Genomic DNA, 16,691 nt, shown 5'->3' with positions numbered 1-16,691 from the left:
GCGAGGCGGCCCGGGGGCGAACGCGGAACCGGGAGGCCGGCGGCGCGGGCGAGGGGCTCCCGCCGGGCCCTTTCTCGCGCGGGGTGCGGCGACTACGCTGCCAGCACGCCTCATCACCTGGAGCCACGGTGAGCACTGTCCCCCCGGTCACACCGCACGATCTCCCGGCCGCGCTGGCCGAGCCCGTCAGGCGGGTCGGCCCGCGCTGGATCGCCCTCATCTCCCTGGCCAACCTGGGGCTGTGGATGGCCTACTTCGGGCCGCTGCAGGTGCTGCTGCCCCAGCAGGTCGCGGCGGCGGCGCCCGGGAGCAAGGAGACCGCCCTGGCGTGGGTCACCGGGGTCGGCGCCGCGGTCGCCATGGTCGCCAACCCGGTGGCCGGCGCCCTGTCCGACCGCACGGCGGGCCGGTACGGCAGGCGGCACCCGTGGACGCTGGCCGGGGCCGTCGCCGGCGGCCTCGGCCTGGTGTTCCTGGCCTTCCAGGGCTCGGTCCTCGGCGTGCTGGCGGGGTGGTGCCTCGCCCAGGCCGGTCTCAACGCCATGCAGGCGTCCCTGACGGCGGGCGTGCCCGACCACGTCCCGGTGGCCCAGCGGGGCGAGGTGTCGGGCTGGATCGGCGTGCCGCAGACCCTCGGGGTGGTGCTGGCGGTCGTGCTGGTGACGGTGGTCGTCACGACCACGTCGTCCGGCTACCTGGTGATCGGCCTGCTCGTGCCGCTCGCCGCGCTGCCGTTCGTGCTCGCCACCCCCGACGCGCCGCTGCCGGCCGCGCACCGCCCCCACGCCGGCGTCCGCGACCTGCTGCGCGGCCTGTGGATCAGCCCCCGCGCCCACCCCGACTTCGCATGGGCCTGGGTGACGCGCTTCCTCATGCAGCTCGGCAACGCGATCGTCCTGCTCTACCTGCTCTACTTCCTCACCGACGCGGTGGGGTACGAGCGGGTGTTCCCCGGCGGCCGGGCCCAGGACGGCCTGCTCGTGCTGATCCTGATCTACACGGCCGCGGTCGTGCTCACCACGGTCGCGGGCGGCGTGGTCTCCGACCGGCTGGGCCGCAGGAAGGCCATGGTGACGGTGGCGGGCGTGGTCAGCGCGGTGCCCGCCGTGCTCATGGCGTTCTGGCCGCGCTGGACGATGGTCATCGTCGCGGCGGCCGTCATGGGCGTCGGGTACGGGGTCTACCTGGCGGTCGACAACGCCCTGATCACCCAGGTGCTGCCCACCGCGTCCGGCCGCGCCAGGGACCTCGGCGTCATCAACATCGCCAACTCCGGCCCCCAGGTGCTCGGCCCGGTGATCGCCGGGCCGATCGTGGCGGGTCTCGGCGGCTACCCCGTGCTCTACCTGACCGCCGCCGCCCTGTCGCTGCTCGGCGCCGGCCTGGTGTGGAAGATCCGCTCCGTCCCCTGACCGCCGCCCCGCCGGGAGGGTGCTCAGTCCTCCAGGGCGTAGGTGTCGAGCCTGCCGCACATGCCGAGCCGCGGCTCCGGGCCCGCCGTCACGACCCGCGCCTCCCTGAGGTGGCCGGCGTCGCCCATCCTGAGCGCCTGCAGGTGGGCGCCGGTGACCTCCGCCGCCGGGAGCGCCCCGGTGCGCCACCGCTTCTCGAACTCCTCCAGCTTGCCGGACACCAGCGCCGCGGCCTGGCGGTGGAAGTCGGCCAGCGCGTCCCTGCCCGCCTCCCGCAGCCCGAGGAAGCCCTCGATCGCCACGTCGCGCCGCCGCCGCGCCGCGGCCTCGTCGCCTGGCGCGGACACCCGCCGGTACAGGACGGGGTCGGACAGGACGGCGGGCGGGAAGGTGAACACCGCGTCGCCCGCCTCGGGCAGGCCGCTGTTCTGCATGACCACCACGATCCGCAGCCGCCCGTCCTCGTTGACCAGCCGGTGGATCGTGCCCGGGGTGAACCACACCACCGAGCCGGAGGCAAGCGGCGTCTCCGCGTACCCGCTCCAGGTCAGCGTCTGGACGGCGCCGGTGCCCTCGACCACCACGTAGGCCTCCGAGCACAGCAGGTGCATGTGCGGGGAGCCGCCGCACACGCCGTCGGCCGTGGGCCAGTCGTAGACGCGCAGCCCGGAGACGCCGACGCCGCCGGGAAAGCTCACGAGCCGTCCTCCGCGTCCGCGTCCGCGGGGCCGAGGGGATGGTCGCGGACGTAGGCGGCCAGGCGTTCGCGGTCCCAGACGCCGTCGGCGACCACCACGCGGTAGCGGCGGCGCAGCGTCGCGCCGGGCGCCAGCTCCACCTCCTCGTGGAAGGCGAGCGAGGGGTTGACGGCGGCGAACGGCTCGGTGCGGACGAACCAGGCGGTGCCGGGCTCGGCCAGGAACAGCAGCGTCGAGGCGCGGTCCACCTCGTCGTGCCGGCCGGTGTAGGCCAGCCAGGAGGCGGCCTCGCCCATCATCTCCGGGCCGCCCCGCCCGCCCTCGGCGGTGACCCGGCCGCCGGTGAACGCGCGCGGGCCGCGCCAGAACAGGCCGCTGTAGCCCGCCAGCGGCCTGCCGTGCGTCGTCGGGCTGCCGAAGAGCAGCGGCTCGCCGCGCACGTTGGTCATCGCGGTGGCGAAGTCCAGCGCCCACGCCCCCGGCCCGGCGGCGCCCACGGACAGCTCGCGCAGCTCGTCCACCCAGTGCTCCCCGGCCTGGGTGTGCCAGGTCAGCCGCTCGCGGCCGGGCGCGGTGAACTCCTCGTGCCGCATCGTGCCGACGTTCGGCAGGTCGACGTACTCCTTGCGCTCGCGCACGAAGCTGCCGCCGCCCCAGAAGTTCTGGCCCGACAGGTGCGAGACGGTCATCTGCAGGCCCTTGTGCCAGCGGTGGTCGTGCGGCCGGTAGCAGCTCACGACGTCCCCGGCGAGCGTGCGCAGCGGATGGACGTACGGCTTGGGGCCCTCGAAGGCGGGCATGCGGGGCCGGTAGACGTACCGCATCAGCTCCACGCCGCCCGCCTCGGCCACCAGCTCGGTCCCGGTGTCCTTCATCACGGGCGCGAAGTCGTCGTCGCTCACAGGCTGCCTCCGCCGTCGAGCCGGTGGTAGAAGGGGTTGTCGATGGTCAGCTCCGCGCGCCGCACGGGTCTGCCGGTGAAGGCCGAGGCGTAGAGCCCGGTCACGAACTCCAGCGTGCGCCGGCTCTCGGCCCCGCTGAGCGGGGGGCGGCGCCCGGCCTCGTAGGCGTCCAGCAGGCCGGCGAGCTGGGCCGAGTGCGAGCTGGGCACGTCGTCCGGCGGGTTCCACGGTTCCGGGGGAGTGGATGTCCAGTGGTGGTTGCTGTAGCCGTACAGGTGGCGCAGCTCCACGGTCGCCTCCTCGAAGTCGAAGCGCAGGTAGCTCTCCTCGCGGCGCGACAGCACGCTGTTCACCACCGACGCCATGGCGCCGCCGGCGAACCTGACCGTCGCCATGGACACGTCCTCGGTCTCCACGGGCCGGTCGAGGCGGCGGGCCATGGCCCTGATCTCCTCCCAGTCGCCGAGCACCGACAGCATCAGGTCCATCTGGTGGATGCCGTGGCCCATCGTCGGGCCGCCGCCCTCGGTGTCCCAGCGGCCCCGCCACGGCGCCGCGTAGTAGGCGTGGTCGCGGTACCACGCGGTCACGCACAGGCCGACCATCGGGCGGCCGAGGACGCCGGAGGCGGCCAGCTCGCGCAGGTGGCGCGCCCCCGAGCCGAAGCGGTGCTGGAAGACCACGGCGGCGAAGGCGCCGCTCTCCGCCGCCGTGATCAGATCGTGTTCCGCGAGCGACAGGCACATCGGCTTCTCGACCCACACCCACGCCCCGGCGCGCAGGCACTCGACGGCCTGGCGGGCGTGCAGGTGGGGCGGCGTGCAGACGTGCACCAGGTCGGGGCGCTCGCGGGCCAGCATCTCCCCGAGGTCGGTGTACGCCCCAGGGACGCCGTGCTCGCCGCAGAAGGCCTTGGCGCGGTCGCCGTCGACGTCCACGACGGCGACCACCTCGGCGCGGTGCCGCTGCGCGGCCAGGGCGGGCATGTGGCAGATCCCGGCGATGCCGCCGGCTCCGACGATCGCGACGCGGATCATCCGGCGTGTCCCCTGCCGTCGAGGACGATCGTGGTGAGCGAGCGCGGCGCCAGCTCGGCCCGCGCGTGGGCCCCGTGGCCGCGCAGGGCGTTCACCGGGGTCAGCGAGTTCTCGGCGTCGGTGCGGTAGGCGGTGGCGCGCCCGCCGCCGGTGACGAGGTTCGCGGAGACGGCCGCCGTGCCGGTGTTGAGGATCTCGACGACCCTGCTGCCGTCGGCGTTGCGGAAGGCGGAGACCTTCAGCCCCTCGGCGGTGGTGCGCGCGCCGATGCGAACGGCGCCCGGCCGGATGAAGCGGCTGTAGGCGGCCAGCGCCCACAGGCGCTTGGACACCCGGTAGGCGTCGCCGTCGAGCTGGATGAGCCCGCGCGTGGCGCCGAGGGAGGCGCCGAACCAGTAGACGTAGCCGCTGACGTTCGCGGTCGCCAGGGCCTCGTGGATGTTGGACGCCACGGCGAACCCGTCGTAGCCGCTGCCGTCGTCCCAGTTCTCGTTCCAGGTGGTGCCGTTGGGCGACCACTCCGACATCCAGGTGGGGCGCCGGGTCGGCAGCGGGTGGTCGATCGGGTCCACGTACGGGTGGCCGGTGTGGGTGGCGACCCATCGGGCCGCCTGCGGGTCGGCCTCGATGGCCTTGGTGTACCTCTCCTGCACGTCCCACCCGGCGGCGTCGCAGCAGGCGACCTTCAGCCCGGCCCGCGCGGCGACCGGCCCGAGGACCTTGACGAACTCGGCGGCCTGCTCGGGCGTGAAGCGCATCGAGGCGTAGGGCACCGTGAGGTCGGGCTCGTTGGTGAAGCCCAGGTCGGTGATCTTGATGCCTTCGCGGGCGTAGAACCGGGTGTACTGCACCAGGTACTCGGCGTAGGCGCGCCGCCAGTCGCCGCCGGCGCAGCTGGTGCCGCTCAGGCCGCACAGGGTGCCGCCGTTGGAGTCGCTGCCGTTGTCCTTCATGTAGCCCGGGGCGCTCCACGCGTCGGCGTAGAAGCGGCGCACCCCGTAGGCCTTGGCCTCCTTGGCGAGCCACACCTGGCCGCCGTCGTCGCCGTCCCACTCGTACACCGGTTCGGCGTCCGGGCCGCCGGGGTCGGTGGGCGCGATGCTGCGCATGAGGTCGTAGGGGTCTTCCGCCGAGGAGCCGATGCCGAGGCGCAGGATGCTCAGCCCGGCGCCCTTGTCGCGGCTGAGCAGCAGGTCGAGCACCTCGCGCTGGTGCTGCTCGGACAGGCCGCGGGCGCCGTGCATGACGTCGGCCCGCTGGAAGGCCTGGGAGAAGCCGAACCCGTCGATGGACTGGTGCCGCGTACGCGCGTCCAGGACAATGGAGGGGGAAGCGCTTTCCGGTGGTGGTGAGGAGTTCCCGGCGCCTGAGGCGGCGCTGGCGTGCGAACCGGTGAGCGCGGCCAGTGCCAGCCCGGCGGCCAAGGCGGCGTGAACTCGTCTGGGCACGGAACCCCTTCCGAAACTTTCAGAAGATTTACGAGAGTTTTCGCGCCCCGAAACCTAAACGTCCGACGGGCATGCGTCAAGACCCGGTCCACGCGGTGGAACGGTGTCGAAATCTTTCGGTGGCAGCCCCGTCAGGCTCGCGGCGGCGCCGTGCTGTCGCGGATCAGCAGGTCGGTGGCCAGCTCGACCCGCCGGGTCTCGGGGATCTCCCCCCGGGAGATCTCCAGCGCCATGCGGGTGGCCAGCGCGGCCATCTCCTCCAGCGGCTGGCGCACGGTGGTGAGCGGCGGCCAGGCCGAGCGCGCCAGCGGCAGGTCGTCGAACCCGACGACGCTCAGGTCGTCGGGAACGCGCAGCCCGGCACGGCGGGCGGCCTCGAAGACGCCGAACGCCTGCATGTCGCTGCCCGCGAAGATGGCGGTCGGCGGGTCGTCCAGTTCGAGGAACTCCTTGCCGTGCAGGTGGCCGGAGTCGACCAGGAAGTCGCCGTAGCGGATCAGGCCGATGTCCACGGGCAGGCCGGCGGTCTCCAGCGCGGCGCGGTAGCCGTCGATGCGCGCCCGGCTGCACAGCATCTCGGCGGGGCCGCCGATCATGCCGATGCGCCGGTGCCCGAGCTCCAGCAGGTGGCGGGTGGCGGCCAGGCCGCCGTGCCAGTTGGTCGCCCCGACCGAGGCGACGTCGGGCGCGGGCTCGCCCTCGGGGTCGACGATGACGAACGGGATGGCGCGCGCCAGGAGCTGGCCGTGCTGGCGGCGGGTCAGGCGGGAGGCCACGAGCACGACGCCGTCGGTGCGCCGGGCGGCGATGCGGTCGAGCCAGTCGCGGCCGGGCCCGGCGTGGGTGTGCAGCACCGAGACGACGACGCCGGCGTCGGCCTCGCGCGCCGCGGTCTCGGCGCCCCGGATGATCTCCATCGCCCAGGGGCTCTCGATCTCGGCGAAGACCAGGTCGATCAGGCCCACGGGGCCGTCGCTCTGCCCGGTGCGCCGCTGGTAACCGTGCTGATGGAGCAGGCGCTCGACCCGGCGGCGGGTTTCGGGCGCTACCTCGGGGCGACCATTGACGACCTTGGAGACGGTGGGGACGGAAACCCCGGCCTCCTCGGCGATCAGAGCGATGGTGACCCGCCTCTTCGCTGACATGCGAGGGAGTGTATCCGAAACTTTCGGAACTCGGCCGCGCGGGGTGCCGAATCCCGGAGCTCCCGGTGCCCGGGTATCGGATTCGTGTCGAACGCAGCACTCGCTCGCTGGCTATTGACGTGTTACACGGGGTTTACGTACTCTCCGGATCACGAAACATTCGGGGGTGTCAAAGAAAGTTTCAGAGATCCTCGGAGCGCTTCCTCCGATCGTGGAACGCGTCCGTTATTGAGGAAGGGAACCACTGTAATGTCGTTGAGCCGGCGAGGTGCGGTGTTATTGGCGGCGGGCGCGCTACTGCTTGGGGCCTGCGGACAGGGGGACACCGGCGGCGCGCAGGGCGGGTCCGCCTCGGCCGGGAAGGTCACCGTCGAGTGGTGGAACATCTCCACCACCGAGCCGCTGAAGTCGTTCTGGGCGCAGAAGGTCAAGGAGTACCAGACCGCCAACCCGAACGTCACCATCAAGAACGTACCCATCGAGAACGAGGCTTTCAAGGCCAAGATCTCCACCGTCACCCAGTCCGGCAAGACCCCGGACATCTACTCCACCTGGGGCGGCGGCGTTCTGAAGCAGCAGATCGACGCCGGTCTCGTCAGGGACATCTCCTCGGAGGCGGCGACCTGGATCGCCGACTTCACCCCCGCGGCCATGCAGGCCTACCAGTTCGACGGCAAGACCTACGCGGTTCCCAGCGACATCGGCATGGTCGGATTCTGGTACAACAAGGCGCTGTTCGAGAAGGCAGGCATCACCGAGCCGCCCACCACCTGGACGGCGTTCCTGGAAGCCGTCAAGAAGCTCAAGGCCTCGGGCACCACGCCGATCGCGCTGGCCGGCAAGGAGAAGTGGCCCGGCCACTACTACTGGGCCTACCTGGCCATGCGCATCGCCGGCCTCGACGCGCTCAAGCAGGCGACCGTCGACGACGACTTCAACAAGCCCGACTTCGTCGCCGCCGGAGCGAAGCTGAAGGAACTGGTCGACCTCCAGCCGTTCCAGAAGGGCTTCCTCGGCGCCGCCTACGGCACGCCGGACGGGCAGGCCGCGGCCGTCTCCAACGGCAAGGCCGCGATGGAGCTGATGGGCCAGTGGGCCCCGGTCACGCAGAACGACGTCGGCAAGGGCCTCGGCGACGACCTCGGGTTCTTCGGCTTCCCCGCGGTCGAGGGCGGCAAGGGCTCGCCCACCGACGTCTTCGGAGGCGGCGGAGGCTACGCCATCGGGGTGAACGCCCCGCCCGCGGCCGTCGACTTCGTGAAGTTCATCTCCCGGGCCGACGTCCACCGCCAGGCGGTGGAGAGCGGGGCGCTGCTGCCGGTGCTCAAGGGCGAGGAGGAGGCCGTCAAGGACCCGAACCTGGCGGTGGTGGCCAAGGCGCTGGCCACGGCCAGCGGGTTCCAGCTCTACCTCGACCAGGCCTACCCGCCGGCCGTCGGCCAGGAGGTCAACGACAGCGTGGCGGCCCTCATCGCCGGCTCCAAGACGCCCGAGCAGGTGACACAGGCCGTCACCGAGACGGCCAAGACGGAGTAGCGCGGGGCGGGGCGGTGCCGGGCCCCGGCCGCGACACGCGGGCCGGGGCCCGGCGCCGCCCCTTGACAGGACCGACCGCCGGGCGCCGCCCGGCCCGCACGCGGAGCGGAGCGAGATGACACGTCCGGCGCTGACGTACGAACGACCGGAGACGAAGGCGGCCCCACCGCGCCGGCCGCGGACGTCAGGCCCGCCGACGGCCCGGCGCCGCCGGATGACCGGGCTGGTGACCATCACGCTGTTCCTGCTGCCGGCGCTCGTGCTGTTCGGGCTGCTGGTGCTGGCGCCCATCGCCGTCGCCATGTACACCAGCGTGTTCAAGTGGAACGGCCTGGGCGGGCTGCCGACCCAGTTCGTCGGCCTCGACAACTTCACCCGGCTGTTCTCCGACGAGGTCTTCCTCGGCGACCTCAACCGGGGCGCCCTGCTGATCGGCCTCTCGCTGCTGATCCAGCTCCCGCTCTCGCTGGCCATCGCCATGCTGCTCAACCAGAAGATGCGGGGCCGGGCGTTCTACCGGCTGCTGTTCTTCGCCCCGTACGTGCTGTCCGAGGTGATCACGGCCGTACTGTTCACGAGCATCCTCTCGCCGGAGTCGGGCCTGGCCAACCAGATCCTGCGCTCGCTGGGCCTGAGCGCGCTGGAGTCCTCCTGGCTCGCCGAGCCCTCCACCGTCATGACCTCGGTCTTCCTCGTCATGACCTGGAAGTACTTCGGCTTCCACATGATCCTCTACCTGGCCGGGCGCCAGGGGATCCCCAAGGAGCTGGGCGAGGCCGCGGCGATCGACGGCGCCGGGAGCTGGGCCCAGTTCCGCTACGTCACGCTGCCGCTGCTCGGGCCGACGATCCGCATCAGCGTCTTCCTGGCCATCATCGGCACCATCCAGCTCTTCGACCTGGTGTGGGTGCTGACCGCCGGAGGCCCGATCCACTCCTCGGAGACCATGGCCGTCACCATGTTCCAGTTCGGCTTCAAGCGGTCCCAGATCGGCTACGCCAGCGCGATCAGCGTCGTGATGTTCCTAATCAGCCTGGTCTTCGCCCTCGGATACCAGCGCTTCGTCATGCGCCGCGACACAGAAGGAGCCATCACCTCCATGCGAGACCAGCGATGACCGCGACGATCGACGGCGGCCGCCGCCACGCCCGGCCGCCGTCCCCCCGGCGGCACACCCGGCTCAAGTCGGTCATCCTGCACGGCGTCGTGCTGCTGCTGAGCACGTGGGTCGTCGTGCCGCTGCTCTTCGCGCTGGTCGGCGGATTCAAGGACAACGGCCAGCTCTCCACGAACCCGTTCGGCCTGCCCGCGCCGTGGGTGCCGGAGAACTACACCAGCGTCCTGGTGTCGGGCTCGTTCTGGCGCCAGCTCTTCAACAGCGTGTTCATCGGGATCGCCACGACTTTGATCGTCGTCGTCCTGTCGGCGATGGCGGCGTTCGTCTTCGCGCGCTTCGCGTTCCGCGGCAGGGAGCTGATCTACACCCTGTTCGCCATGGGGCTGATGTTCCCGTTCGCGGTGGCGATCCTGCCGCTGTTCGTCCTGCTGCGCACGTTCGGGCTGCTCGACAACCCCCTCGGGGTGATCCTTCCACAGGCCGCGTTCGGCGTGCCGATGACCGTCATCGTGCTGCGCGCGTTCTTCAGGACCATCCCGCGCGAGGTGGAGGAGGCCGCGACCATCGACGGCTGCACCTCCTTCGGCTTCTTCTGGCGGATCCTGCTTCCGATGGCGCGGCCCGCCCTGGCCACGGTGTCGGTCCTCGCGATCGTGGCGAGCTGGAACAACTTCTTCCTCCCGCTCGTCGTCTTCAACGACCCCAACTGGTGGACGCTCCCGCTCGGCGTCCAGCAGTTCTACGGCCAGTACTCCTCCGACACGGCGCGCATCCTCGCCTATGTCGTGCTGGCGATGGTGCCCGCCCTGGCCTTCTACGCCGTGGCGGAGCGCCAGCTCATCGGTGGCCTCACCGCGGGGGCGTCAAAGGGATGAACGCCCCACACACGACCCGCCGAACGGCTCGGCGGCTTGTACCACGGCTTCTCATCAAGGAGTACTGATGACCCTGCGTGTGTCCGGATCCCGCCTGGTCGCGGCCGACGGCGCCCCCGTACGGCTGCGAGGGGTGGGCCTCGGGGGCTGGATGAACATGGAGAACTTCATCACCGGCTACCCCGCCAACGAGTCGGCGATGCGCGACGCCGTGCGCGGCGTCCTGGGCGAGGAGCGGCAGCAGCTGTTCTTCGACCGGCTGCTGACGCGGTTCTTCGGCCCGGCGGACGCCGACCTGCTCGCCCAGACGGGGATGAACTGCGTCCGCATCCCGGTCAACTACCGGCACTGGGAGTCCGACGACCGGCCGATGGAGATCAACCAGGACGGTTTCCGCCATCTCGACCGCGTGATCGGCCTGCTCGCCGAGCGGCGCATCTACAGCGTGATCGACCTGCACGCGCTGCCCGGCTCCCAGAACCAGCACTGGCACTCCGACAACCCCACGCACGTGGCGAACTTCTGGCGGCACCGCCACTTCCAGGACCGCGCCGTCCACCTGTGGGAGGCGATCGCCGACCACTACAAGGACAACCCGTGGGTCGCCGGGTACAACCCGATCAACGAGCCCGGCGACGTCGAGGGGCGGGTGGTCGGCCCCTTCTACGACCGCCTGGTCAAGGCGCTGCGGGCCGTGGACCCCGGGCACGTGCTGTTCCTGGACGGCAACACCTACTCCACCGACTTCTCGATCTTCCGCGAAGTGTACGAGAACACGGTGTTCGTGTGCCACGACTACGCGCTGGCCGGGTTCGCCCACGGCGGCCCGTACCCGGGGTACACGCGCGGGGAGTGGGTCGACCGCGGCCACCTGGAGCGGGCGTTCGAGAAGCGCACGGCGTTCCAGCGCGAGACCGGCACGCCGCTGTGGGTCGGGGAGTTCGGGCCCGTCTACACCGGTGACCCCGAGGTGGACGAGCAGCGCTACCGCATCCTGTCCGACCAGCTCGAGATCTTCGACGGGTACGACGCCGGCTGGTCGCTGTGGACGTACAAGGACGTGGGGTTGCAGGGTCTGGTGCACGCCGCGCCCGACGGGGCCTACCTGCGCCGCTTCGGGGACTTCGTGGCCAGGAAGAAGGCGCTGGGCGCGGACCGCTGGGGGTCCACGATGGAGGAGGCCGGCGACGTGCTCGCGCCGCTGCACCGGCTCATCGAGGAGGAGTTCCCGCGCTGGGAGCCCTACCCGTGGGGCGCCCGCTACCAGGTGGACGACCTCATCCGGCACATCCTCATCGCCCAGGCACTGCTGCCGGAGTACGCCGAGCTGTTCGGCGGGCTGGACGACGACGAGGTGACCGCCCTGGCCGACTCGTTCTCGCTGGAGAACTGCGTGCGCCGCGACCCCCTCATCGGCCTGCTGTCCGACAACCTCGCCTGACCGCCCCGCGGCCGGCCCGGCACCACCGGCCGCGGGCGCGGGACGCGGCGTACGGCGTCCAAGACGGCACCCCGCGAGGGTGGGTGCCACGTGGTTCCGGGGTCACGGTCAGGGTGGCCCCGGACGCGGCGCGCACCGGCGCCGGCGCGCTGCGCGCCGCCGGAGGCACCGGCGCCCGGCGCGGCGCCGGGCTACGATCGGGTGGTGGCGCCGTCCGCGGCCGCCGCGGGGAGGTGGCGGAGCTGAAAGGTTCATGCACGATCGCCTGCGACGTGGACTTTCTCAGCGTCTACGCCGAGTCCGCGGGCCGGACCTTCCCCTTCACCCACCGACGACTTCACGCTGGTGTACGTGCCGCCCGAGCCGAGCCGGGACGAACCCGGCGCGAGCCGGACACTCGGCGGTGACCTGGAACGACTCCTCGGGCCGCTCGTCCCTGGGCACGGCGGGCCGGGGGGTCCTGGAACTGGGCGAATAGCGAAAAGGAGTACGCGGCGCGTGGTGCGATTCAGCAATCCCGTCCTGCCCGGGTTCCACCCGGATCCGTCGGTCTGCCGGGTGGGGGAGGACTACTACCTGGTGACGTCCACCTTCGAGTGGTTCCCCGGCGTGCCCATCTTCCACAGCAAGGACCTGGTGCACTGGCGGCAGATCGGGCACGTGCTGGACCGCGCCTCCCAGCTCCCGCTGGACGGCGTCCGCCCGAGCGGGGGCGTCTACGCCCCCACGCTGCGGCACCACGAGGGCGTCTTCTACATGATCACGACGCTGGTGGACGGCCTCATGGAGTCGGGCAACTTCGTCGTCACCGCCGCCGACCCGGCCGGGCCGTGGAGCGAGCCCTACTGGCTCTCGGACTCCGAGGGCTTCGACCCGTCCCTGTTCTTCGACGACGACGGCCGGGCGTGGGTGCACGGCGCCCGGCCCGCCCGGTCGCCGCGGCACGAGGGCCACACCGAGGTCTGGCTGCGCGAGCTTGACCTGAACCGCATGAAGCTGGTGGGCCCCGAGCACGTGCTGTGGGACGGGGCGGTGAAGGGCGCGGTCTGGGCGGAGGGCCCGCACATCTACAAGGTGGACGGCGCGTACTACCTGCTGGCCTCCGAAGGCGGCACCGAGCACGACCACGCCGTCAGCGTCGCCAGGGCCTCCGCGGTGACCGGCCCGTACACCGGCAGCTCGCGCAACCCGATCTTGACCCACCGCAACCTCGGCCGCGAGCACCCCATCGTGGGCACCGGCCACGCCGACCTGGTGCAGACCCAGACCGGGGAGTGGTGGATGGTGCTGCTCGCCATGCGGCCGTACGGCGGCTACCACTACAACCTGGGCCGCGAGACGTTCCTGACCCGCGTCCGCTGGGAGGACGGCTGGCCGCTCGCCGACGAGGTGCGCCTCACCGCCGAGGCGCCCGACCTGCCGGCCCACCGGTGGCCGGCCCCGCCGGCCTGCGACCACTTCGACGCCGAGTGGCTCGCGCCGTTCTGGAACCACCTGCGCACGCCGCGCGAGCCCTACTGGACGCTCACCGAGCGGCCCGGGTTCCTGCGGCTGCGGGGCCGCCCCGAGTCGCTCACCGACCGGTCGAACCCGAGCCTCATCGCCCGCCGCCAGCAGCACGCCCACTTCGCCGCGCACGCGGCGATGGAGTTCACGCCCAAGGGCGAGGACCGCGCGGGCCTGGCCCTGGTGCAGAACGACGACTACCACATCGTCCTGGCGCTGCACGCGGACGGGCTGAAGGTGATCAGGCGCGAGGACGGCGTGGACCGCACCCTCGTCGTCGCGGACGTGCCGGCCGGGCGGGTCTGGCTCGGGGTGGAGGCGCACGAGCAGGACTACCAGATGCTGTACGCCACCGAGCCCGGCCAGTGGCGCCCGCTGGGGGACCCGGTCGACGGCCGGGTGCTCAGCACCTCCCTCGCCGGAGGCTTCATCGGCGCCTACGTCGGCATGTACCTGTCCGGCGAGGGCACGGCCGGCGGCAACGTCGCCGACTTCGACTGGTTCGAATACCACGAACTCCCACCCCACTGACCCGCCACCAGCTCGCGGAGAAGGTGCACTTCAGTGAGTCGCTGATCAGTGGGGTGGAGACCGGCCAACTGCCCGCCAGCCCTGAGTTCGCCCAGTGCTGTGACGAGGTCCTCGACACGGAAGGGACTCTGTCGCGACTGCTCGACTGGAGGAGGGGGCAGGCGTTCCCGCACTGGTTCGGGAAGTGGCGGGACAAGGAGCAGGCCGCCATCGCGCTCCGTACCTATCAGCCTTTGATGGTTCCCGGGCTGTTTCAGACCGAGGGGTACGCCCGTGCCCTTCTGGGAGACGACGTTGACGCTGTCGCGGCGCGGATGGAGCGGCAGGCCATTGACGCGCACGTCCCGCAGCGGTAGTGGCGTTCAGCTGGCGACTCGGGGTGCGGCGGGGCGTTCGTGGAAGGTTCGGCGGTAGGTGGTGGGGGAGACGCCGACGGTTCGGGCGAAGTGGGCGCGCAGGCTGGCGGGGCCGCCGAAGCCGCAGGTGGTGGCGATCCAGGCGATGGGGCGGTCGCTGGTCTCCAGGAACTGCTGGGCCCGGCGCACCCGCTGCTGCAGGAGCCAGCGCAGCGGGGACATTCCGAGTGCCTCGGCGAAGCGGCGTTCGACGGTGCGCACGCTGACGTTGGCCTGGGCGGCGAGGGCGGCGGTGGACAGGGGGAGGTGCAGGTGCTCGGCGGCCCAGTCGAGCAGGGCGGGTAGCCAGTCGCCGCGGGGCGGGGGCGAGGCGGGGCGGTGGTACTGGGCCTGGCCGCCGTCGCGGTGCGGCGGGGTGACCAGGCGGCGGGCCAGCTCGGCGGCCACGGCGGCGCCGTGGTCGACCCGCACCACGTGCAGGCAGGCGTCGATGCCGGCCACCGTCCCGGCGGAGGTGATCACGTTGGCGTCCTCCACGTAGAGCACGGACGGGTCGACGCGGACGGCGGGGTAGCGGCGGCTCAGCTCGTCGGCGTGCAGCCAGTGGGTGGTGGCCCGGCGCCCGTCGAGCACCCCGGCGGCGGCCAGCACGAACGCGCCGGAGCAGATGGACAGGATGCGGATCCCTCGCCGATACGCCTCCCGGACGAGGTCCACCAGCTCCGCCGGCGGGTCGTCGTGCACGTTCTCGCAGGCCGGGACGACCAGGGTGTCCGTCGATCCCAGATCCCAGCCGCGACTCACCGGGGACAGGGTGAATCCCGGGCTCAGCCGCACCGGCGCGTCGCCGACCGGGACCACCGAGAACCGGTACCACGGGTCGGCCAGGTGCGGCCGGTCGACGCCGAAGACCTGGCACGGGACGGCCGCTTCGAAGATCGGCATGTCGTCGGTGACGGCCATGACGACGTGATGGGCGCGCATGTCGCGAACCTAGCGCAGCTTGACGGCCTGGACGGTGGCCCCCGGCGGCGCCGCTCAGCAGGATCGGAACCAGTCCCCACGCTGGAGGAGATCTGATGACGCGGACCGACAACCGCCCCGGGCGGGCGAAGCCGGTGGTCGCGGTGTTCGGCGCCTACGGGCACACGGCCCGGTTCGTGACGGCGGAGCTGCTGGAGCGCGGCTGGACGCCGGTGCTGTCCGGGCGGGACGCGGCGAAGCTGGAGGCGGCCGCCACCGCTCATCCCGGCGTGGAGTGGCGGGTGGCCTCGGCCGACGACCAGGCCTCGCTCGACCGTGCTATCGCCGGGGCGGGCGCGGTGATCAACTGCGCCGGGCCGTTCAGCGACACCGCGCCGCCGATGATCGAGGCCGCGCTGCGCGCCGGTATCCACTACCTGGACGTCACCGGCGAGGCCCTCGTCGCGATGGGCACCTTCGAGACCTACCGGGACGACCCGCGGGTCAAGGAGGCGGGCATCGTGGTGGCGCCGGTGATGGCGTTCTACGGCGCGCTGGGCGACCTGCTCGCCACGGCCGCGATGGGCGACTGGCCGGCGGCCGACGAGATCTCGATCGCGGTCGCCCTGGACAGTTGGCACCCCACCCGGGGCACCCTGCTGGCCGGCGAGCGCCGCGCCGGGCGGCGGGTGGTCTTCGCCGACCACCACCTGCGGGTCCTCGCGGGCGACGAGCCGCCGCCGAGAAGCACTTGGACGTTCCCCGACCCGTTCGGGCCCCAGGAGGTCGTGGGGCAGTTCTCCACCACCGACGTGGTCACCGTCTCCCAGCACCTGGACACCGCGCGCATCGACGCCTACCTGAACCTCACCCCTCTGAAGGACCTCGGCGACCCGGAGACCAAGGGCCCGCAGGCCGCCGGCCCCGACGGCCGATCGGCCCAGGTCTTCCTGGTCGAGGTCGTCGTCCGCCGAGGCTACGAACACCGCCGCGCGGCGGCCCTCGGCCGCGACATCTACGCCGTCACCGCCCCGATCGTGGTCGAGGCCACCGAGCGCATCCTCACCGGCCGAGTCCGAGCCACCGGCACCGCCACCGCCGGTGAACTCCTCGACCCCGAGAACTTCCTGCGTTCCCTCCCCCTTGACGACCTGATGCTCCCCACCGGCTGACCTCCGCCGTCCACGACGCGCATCATGGTCTGTCGGTGCTGGACGCGCGCCGCCCGTGCCGCGAATCGCTAGGTCGTGAGCAGACCCAACATGAGGTGAAGTGCTTCGTCGATCTCAACGAGTTCCACTCGGTCCAACCGTCCTGCGAAGTCGCCGAGTCCGGATGAGTCGACCGCCTTGAGCTGATCGACGAGGACGCGCGGCGTCTTGCCGTTGAACTCGATCTCGGGACGGAAGCTCATTGGACGGGCACTCGTGGACGTCGGCGCGACGATCAACGTAGACAGTGCGGCGAGCGCGTCGGATTGCAGAAGTACGGCGAAGCGCTCGCCGCGTTGTTCATGACCGACCGCTTCGCGTGGTGAGCGCATGCGGTGCATGTCACCGCGCAGAGTCTTCTGGCGTAGTCACTCAGATGCTAAGCGTAATGCGCGTGGTTTGGGCTGCGAGGCTGACATGGACGGTCGCGGGCCGTCTCCCCCGGGAGGGGGCGTCTCGCGCTGATCGCGGTACGCGCTCTGAGGATCCGGATGGTCCGGGCTCGTGCTGGTG

At 71.9% G+C, this 16,691-nt stretch carries 15 protein-coding genes; 8 read left to right on the top strand and 7 right to left on the bottom strand.

The genetic code is table 11. The features are described from left to right. Positions 1-128: 128 nt before the first annotated feature. Positions 129-1,412 (top strand): MFS transporter, encoded by a 1,284-nt coding sequence (locus PYR91_RS03030; protein WP_279777198.1) that lies wholly within the window; start codon positions 129-131, stop codon positions 1,410-1,412. A gap of 23 nt (positions 1,413-1,435) precedes the next feature. Here the strand turns inward: PYR91_RS03030 and PYR91_RS03025 are convergent, their stop codons facing one another. The 5 genes from PYR91_RS03025 to PYR91_RS03005 form a co-directional block, all read right to left on the bottom strand. Next, the gene (locus PYR91_RS03025) at positions 1,436-2,110 is read right to left on the bottom strand and encodes a cupin (RefSeq protein WP_279777197.1); all 675 of its coding nucleotides are present in this window, start codon (positions 2,108-2,110) and stop codon (positions 1,436-1,438) included. Further along, positions 2,107-2,985, bottom strand: coding sequence for a PmoA family protein (locus tag PYR91_RS03020; RefSeq protein WP_279777373.1), 879 nt, complete (start codon positions 2,983-2,985; stop codon positions 2,107-2,109). Before PYR91_RS03020 ends, PYR91_RS03025 begins: the two co-directional genes overlap by 4 nt. 23 nt (positions 2,986-3,008) lie before the next feature. After that, on the bottom strand, positions 3,009-4,049 hold the full coding sequence (locus PYR91_RS03015; protein ID WP_279777196.1) for a Gfo/Idh/MocA family oxidoreductase: 1,041 nt from the start codon (positions 4,047-4,049) through the stop codon (positions 3,009-3,011). Beyond that, complete coding sequence (locus PYR91_RS03010; protein WP_279777195.1) at positions 4,046-5,497, bottom strand: glycoside hydrolase; 1,452 nt, start codon at positions 5,495-5,497, stop codon at positions 4,046-4,048. The genes PYR91_RS03015 and PYR91_RS03010 overlap by 4 nt, the downstream gene beginning before the upstream one ends. 131 nt (positions 5,498-5,628) lie before the next feature. Further along, on the bottom strand, positions 5,629-6,642 hold the full coding sequence (locus PYR91_RS03005; protein ID WP_279777194.1) for a LacI family DNA-binding transcriptional regulator: 1,014 nt from the start codon (positions 6,640-6,642) through the stop codon (positions 5,629-5,631). A 249-nt stretch (positions 6,643-6,891) separates the two neighbouring features. Here PYR91_RS03005 and PYR91_RS03000 point away from each other — a divergent pair, with 249 nt between their 5' ends. The 6 genes from PYR91_RS03000 to PYR91_RS02975 all read left to right on the top strand — a co-directional run bounded on the left by PYR91_RS03000 (position 6,892) and on the right by PYR91_RS02975 (position 14,004). Then, positions 6,892-8,178: an extracellular solute-binding protein gene (locus PYR91_RS03000; RefSeq protein ID WP_279777193.1), complete on the top strand. Its 1,287-nt coding sequence runs from the start codon at positions 6,892-6,894 to the stop codon at positions 8,176-8,178. Between the two features lie 214 nt (positions 8,179-8,392). Continuing rightward, positions 8,393-9,295, top strand: a complete 903-nt coding sequence (locus PYR91_RS02995) for a sugar ABC transporter permease (RefSeq protein WP_279777192.1) — start codon at positions 8,393-8,395, stop codon at positions 9,293-9,295. Further along, positions 9,292-10,170 carry a carbohydrate ABC transporter permease gene (locus PYR91_RS02990; RefSeq protein WP_279777191.1) on the top strand — a complete coding sequence of 293 codons (879 nt, stop codon included), beginning with the start codon at positions 9,292-9,294 and terminating at the stop codon, positions 10,168-10,170. Before PYR91_RS02995 ends, PYR91_RS02990 begins: the two co-directional genes overlap by 4 nt. Positions 10,171-10,237: 67 nt before the next feature. Then, positions 10,238-11,611, top strand: coding sequence for a cellulase family glycosylhydrolase (locus tag PYR91_RS02985; RefSeq protein ID WP_279777190.1), 1,374 nt, complete (start codon positions 10,238-10,240; stop codon positions 11,609-11,611). A gap of 498 nt (positions 11,612-12,109) precedes the next feature. Then, entirely contained in the window at positions 12,110-13,648 is a 1,539-nt protein-coding gene (locus PYR91_RS02980; protein WP_279777189.1) for a glycoside hydrolase family 43 protein, read from the top strand. A gap of 23 nt (positions 13,649-13,671) precedes the next feature. Beyond that, positions 13,672-14,004: a Scr1 family TA system antitoxin-like transcriptional regulator gene (locus tag PYR91_RS02975; RefSeq protein ID WP_279777188.1), complete on the top strand. Its 333-nt coding sequence runs from the start codon at positions 13,672-13,674 to the stop codon at positions 14,002-14,004. A 6-nt stretch (positions 14,005-14,010) separates the two neighbouring features. On the opposite strand, the gene PYR91_RS02970 is transcribed toward PYR91_RS02975, so the two are convergent. Beyond that, positions 14,011-14,988, bottom strand: a complete 978-nt coding sequence (locus PYR91_RS02970) for a helix-turn-helix domain-containing protein (RefSeq protein WP_279777187.1) — start codon at positions 14,986-14,988, stop codon at positions 14,011-14,013. A gap of 95 nt (positions 14,989-15,083) precedes the next feature. Between PYR91_RS02970 and PYR91_RS02965 the strand changes: the two genes are divergently transcribed. Then, positions 15,084-16,139, top strand: a complete 1,056-nt coding sequence (locus PYR91_RS02965; protein ID WP_279777186.1) for a saccharopine dehydrogenase NADP-binding domain-containing protein — start codon at positions 15,084-15,086, stop codon at positions 16,137-16,139. 68 nt (positions 16,140-16,207) lie between these two features. Here the strand turns inward: PYR91_RS02965 and PYR91_RS02960 are convergent, their stop codons facing one another. Then, positions 16,208-16,531 (bottom strand): type II toxin-antitoxin system PemK/MazF family toxin, encoded by a 324-nt coding sequence (locus tag PYR91_RS02960; protein WP_279777372.1) that lies wholly within the window; start codon positions 16,529-16,531, stop codon positions 16,208-16,210. Between the last annotated feature and the right edge of the window lie 160 nt (positions 16,532-16,691).

The sequence above is a fragment of the Sphaerisporangium sp. TRM90804 genome (genome assembly GCF_029846175.1).
Lineage (GTDB): Bacteria > Actinomycetota > Actinomycetes > Streptosporangiales > Streptosporangiaceae > Sphaerisporangium.
The sequence above is the reverse complement of the archived record's forward strand: the minus strand, read 5'-3'. Positions and strand labels throughout refer to the sequence as shown.

Coding starts and splice junctions, on each gene's coding strand:
- PYR91_RS03020 (WP_279777373.1), bottom strand. CDS start 2,985: ATGAAGGACACCGGGACCGAGCTGGTGGCCGAGGCGGGCGGCGTGGAG.
- PYR91_RS03000 (WP_279777193.1), top strand. CDS start 6,892: ATGTCGTTGAGCCGGCGAGGTGCGGTGTTATTGGCGGCGGGCGCGCTA.
- PYR91_RS02985 (WP_279777190.1), top strand. CDS start 10,238: ATGACCCTGCGTGTGTCCGGATCCCGCCTGGTCGCGGCCGACGGCGCC.
- PYR91_RS02970 (WP_279777187.1), bottom strand. CDS start 14,988: ATGCGCGCCCATCACGTCGTCATGGCCGTCACCGACGACATGCCGATC.
- PYR91_RS02995 (WP_279777192.1), top strand. CDS start 8,393: ATGACCGGGCTGGTGACCATCACGCTGTTCCTGCTGCCGGCGCTCGTG.
- PYR91_RS02965 (WP_279777186.1), top strand. CDS start 15,084: ATGACGCGGACCGACAACCGCCCCGGGCGGGCGAAGCCGGTGGTCGCG.
- PYR91_RS02990 (WP_279777191.1), top strand. CDS start 9,292: ATGACCGCGACGATCGACGGCGGCCGCCGCCACGCCCGGCCGCCGTCC.
- PYR91_RS03005 (WP_279777194.1), bottom strand. CDS start 6,642: ATGTCAGCGAAGAGGCGGGTCACCATCGCTCTGATCGCCGAGGAGGCC.
- PYR91_RS03015 (WP_279777196.1), bottom strand. CDS start 4,049: ATGATCCGCGTCGCGATCGTCGGAGCCGGCGGCATCGCCGGGATCTGC.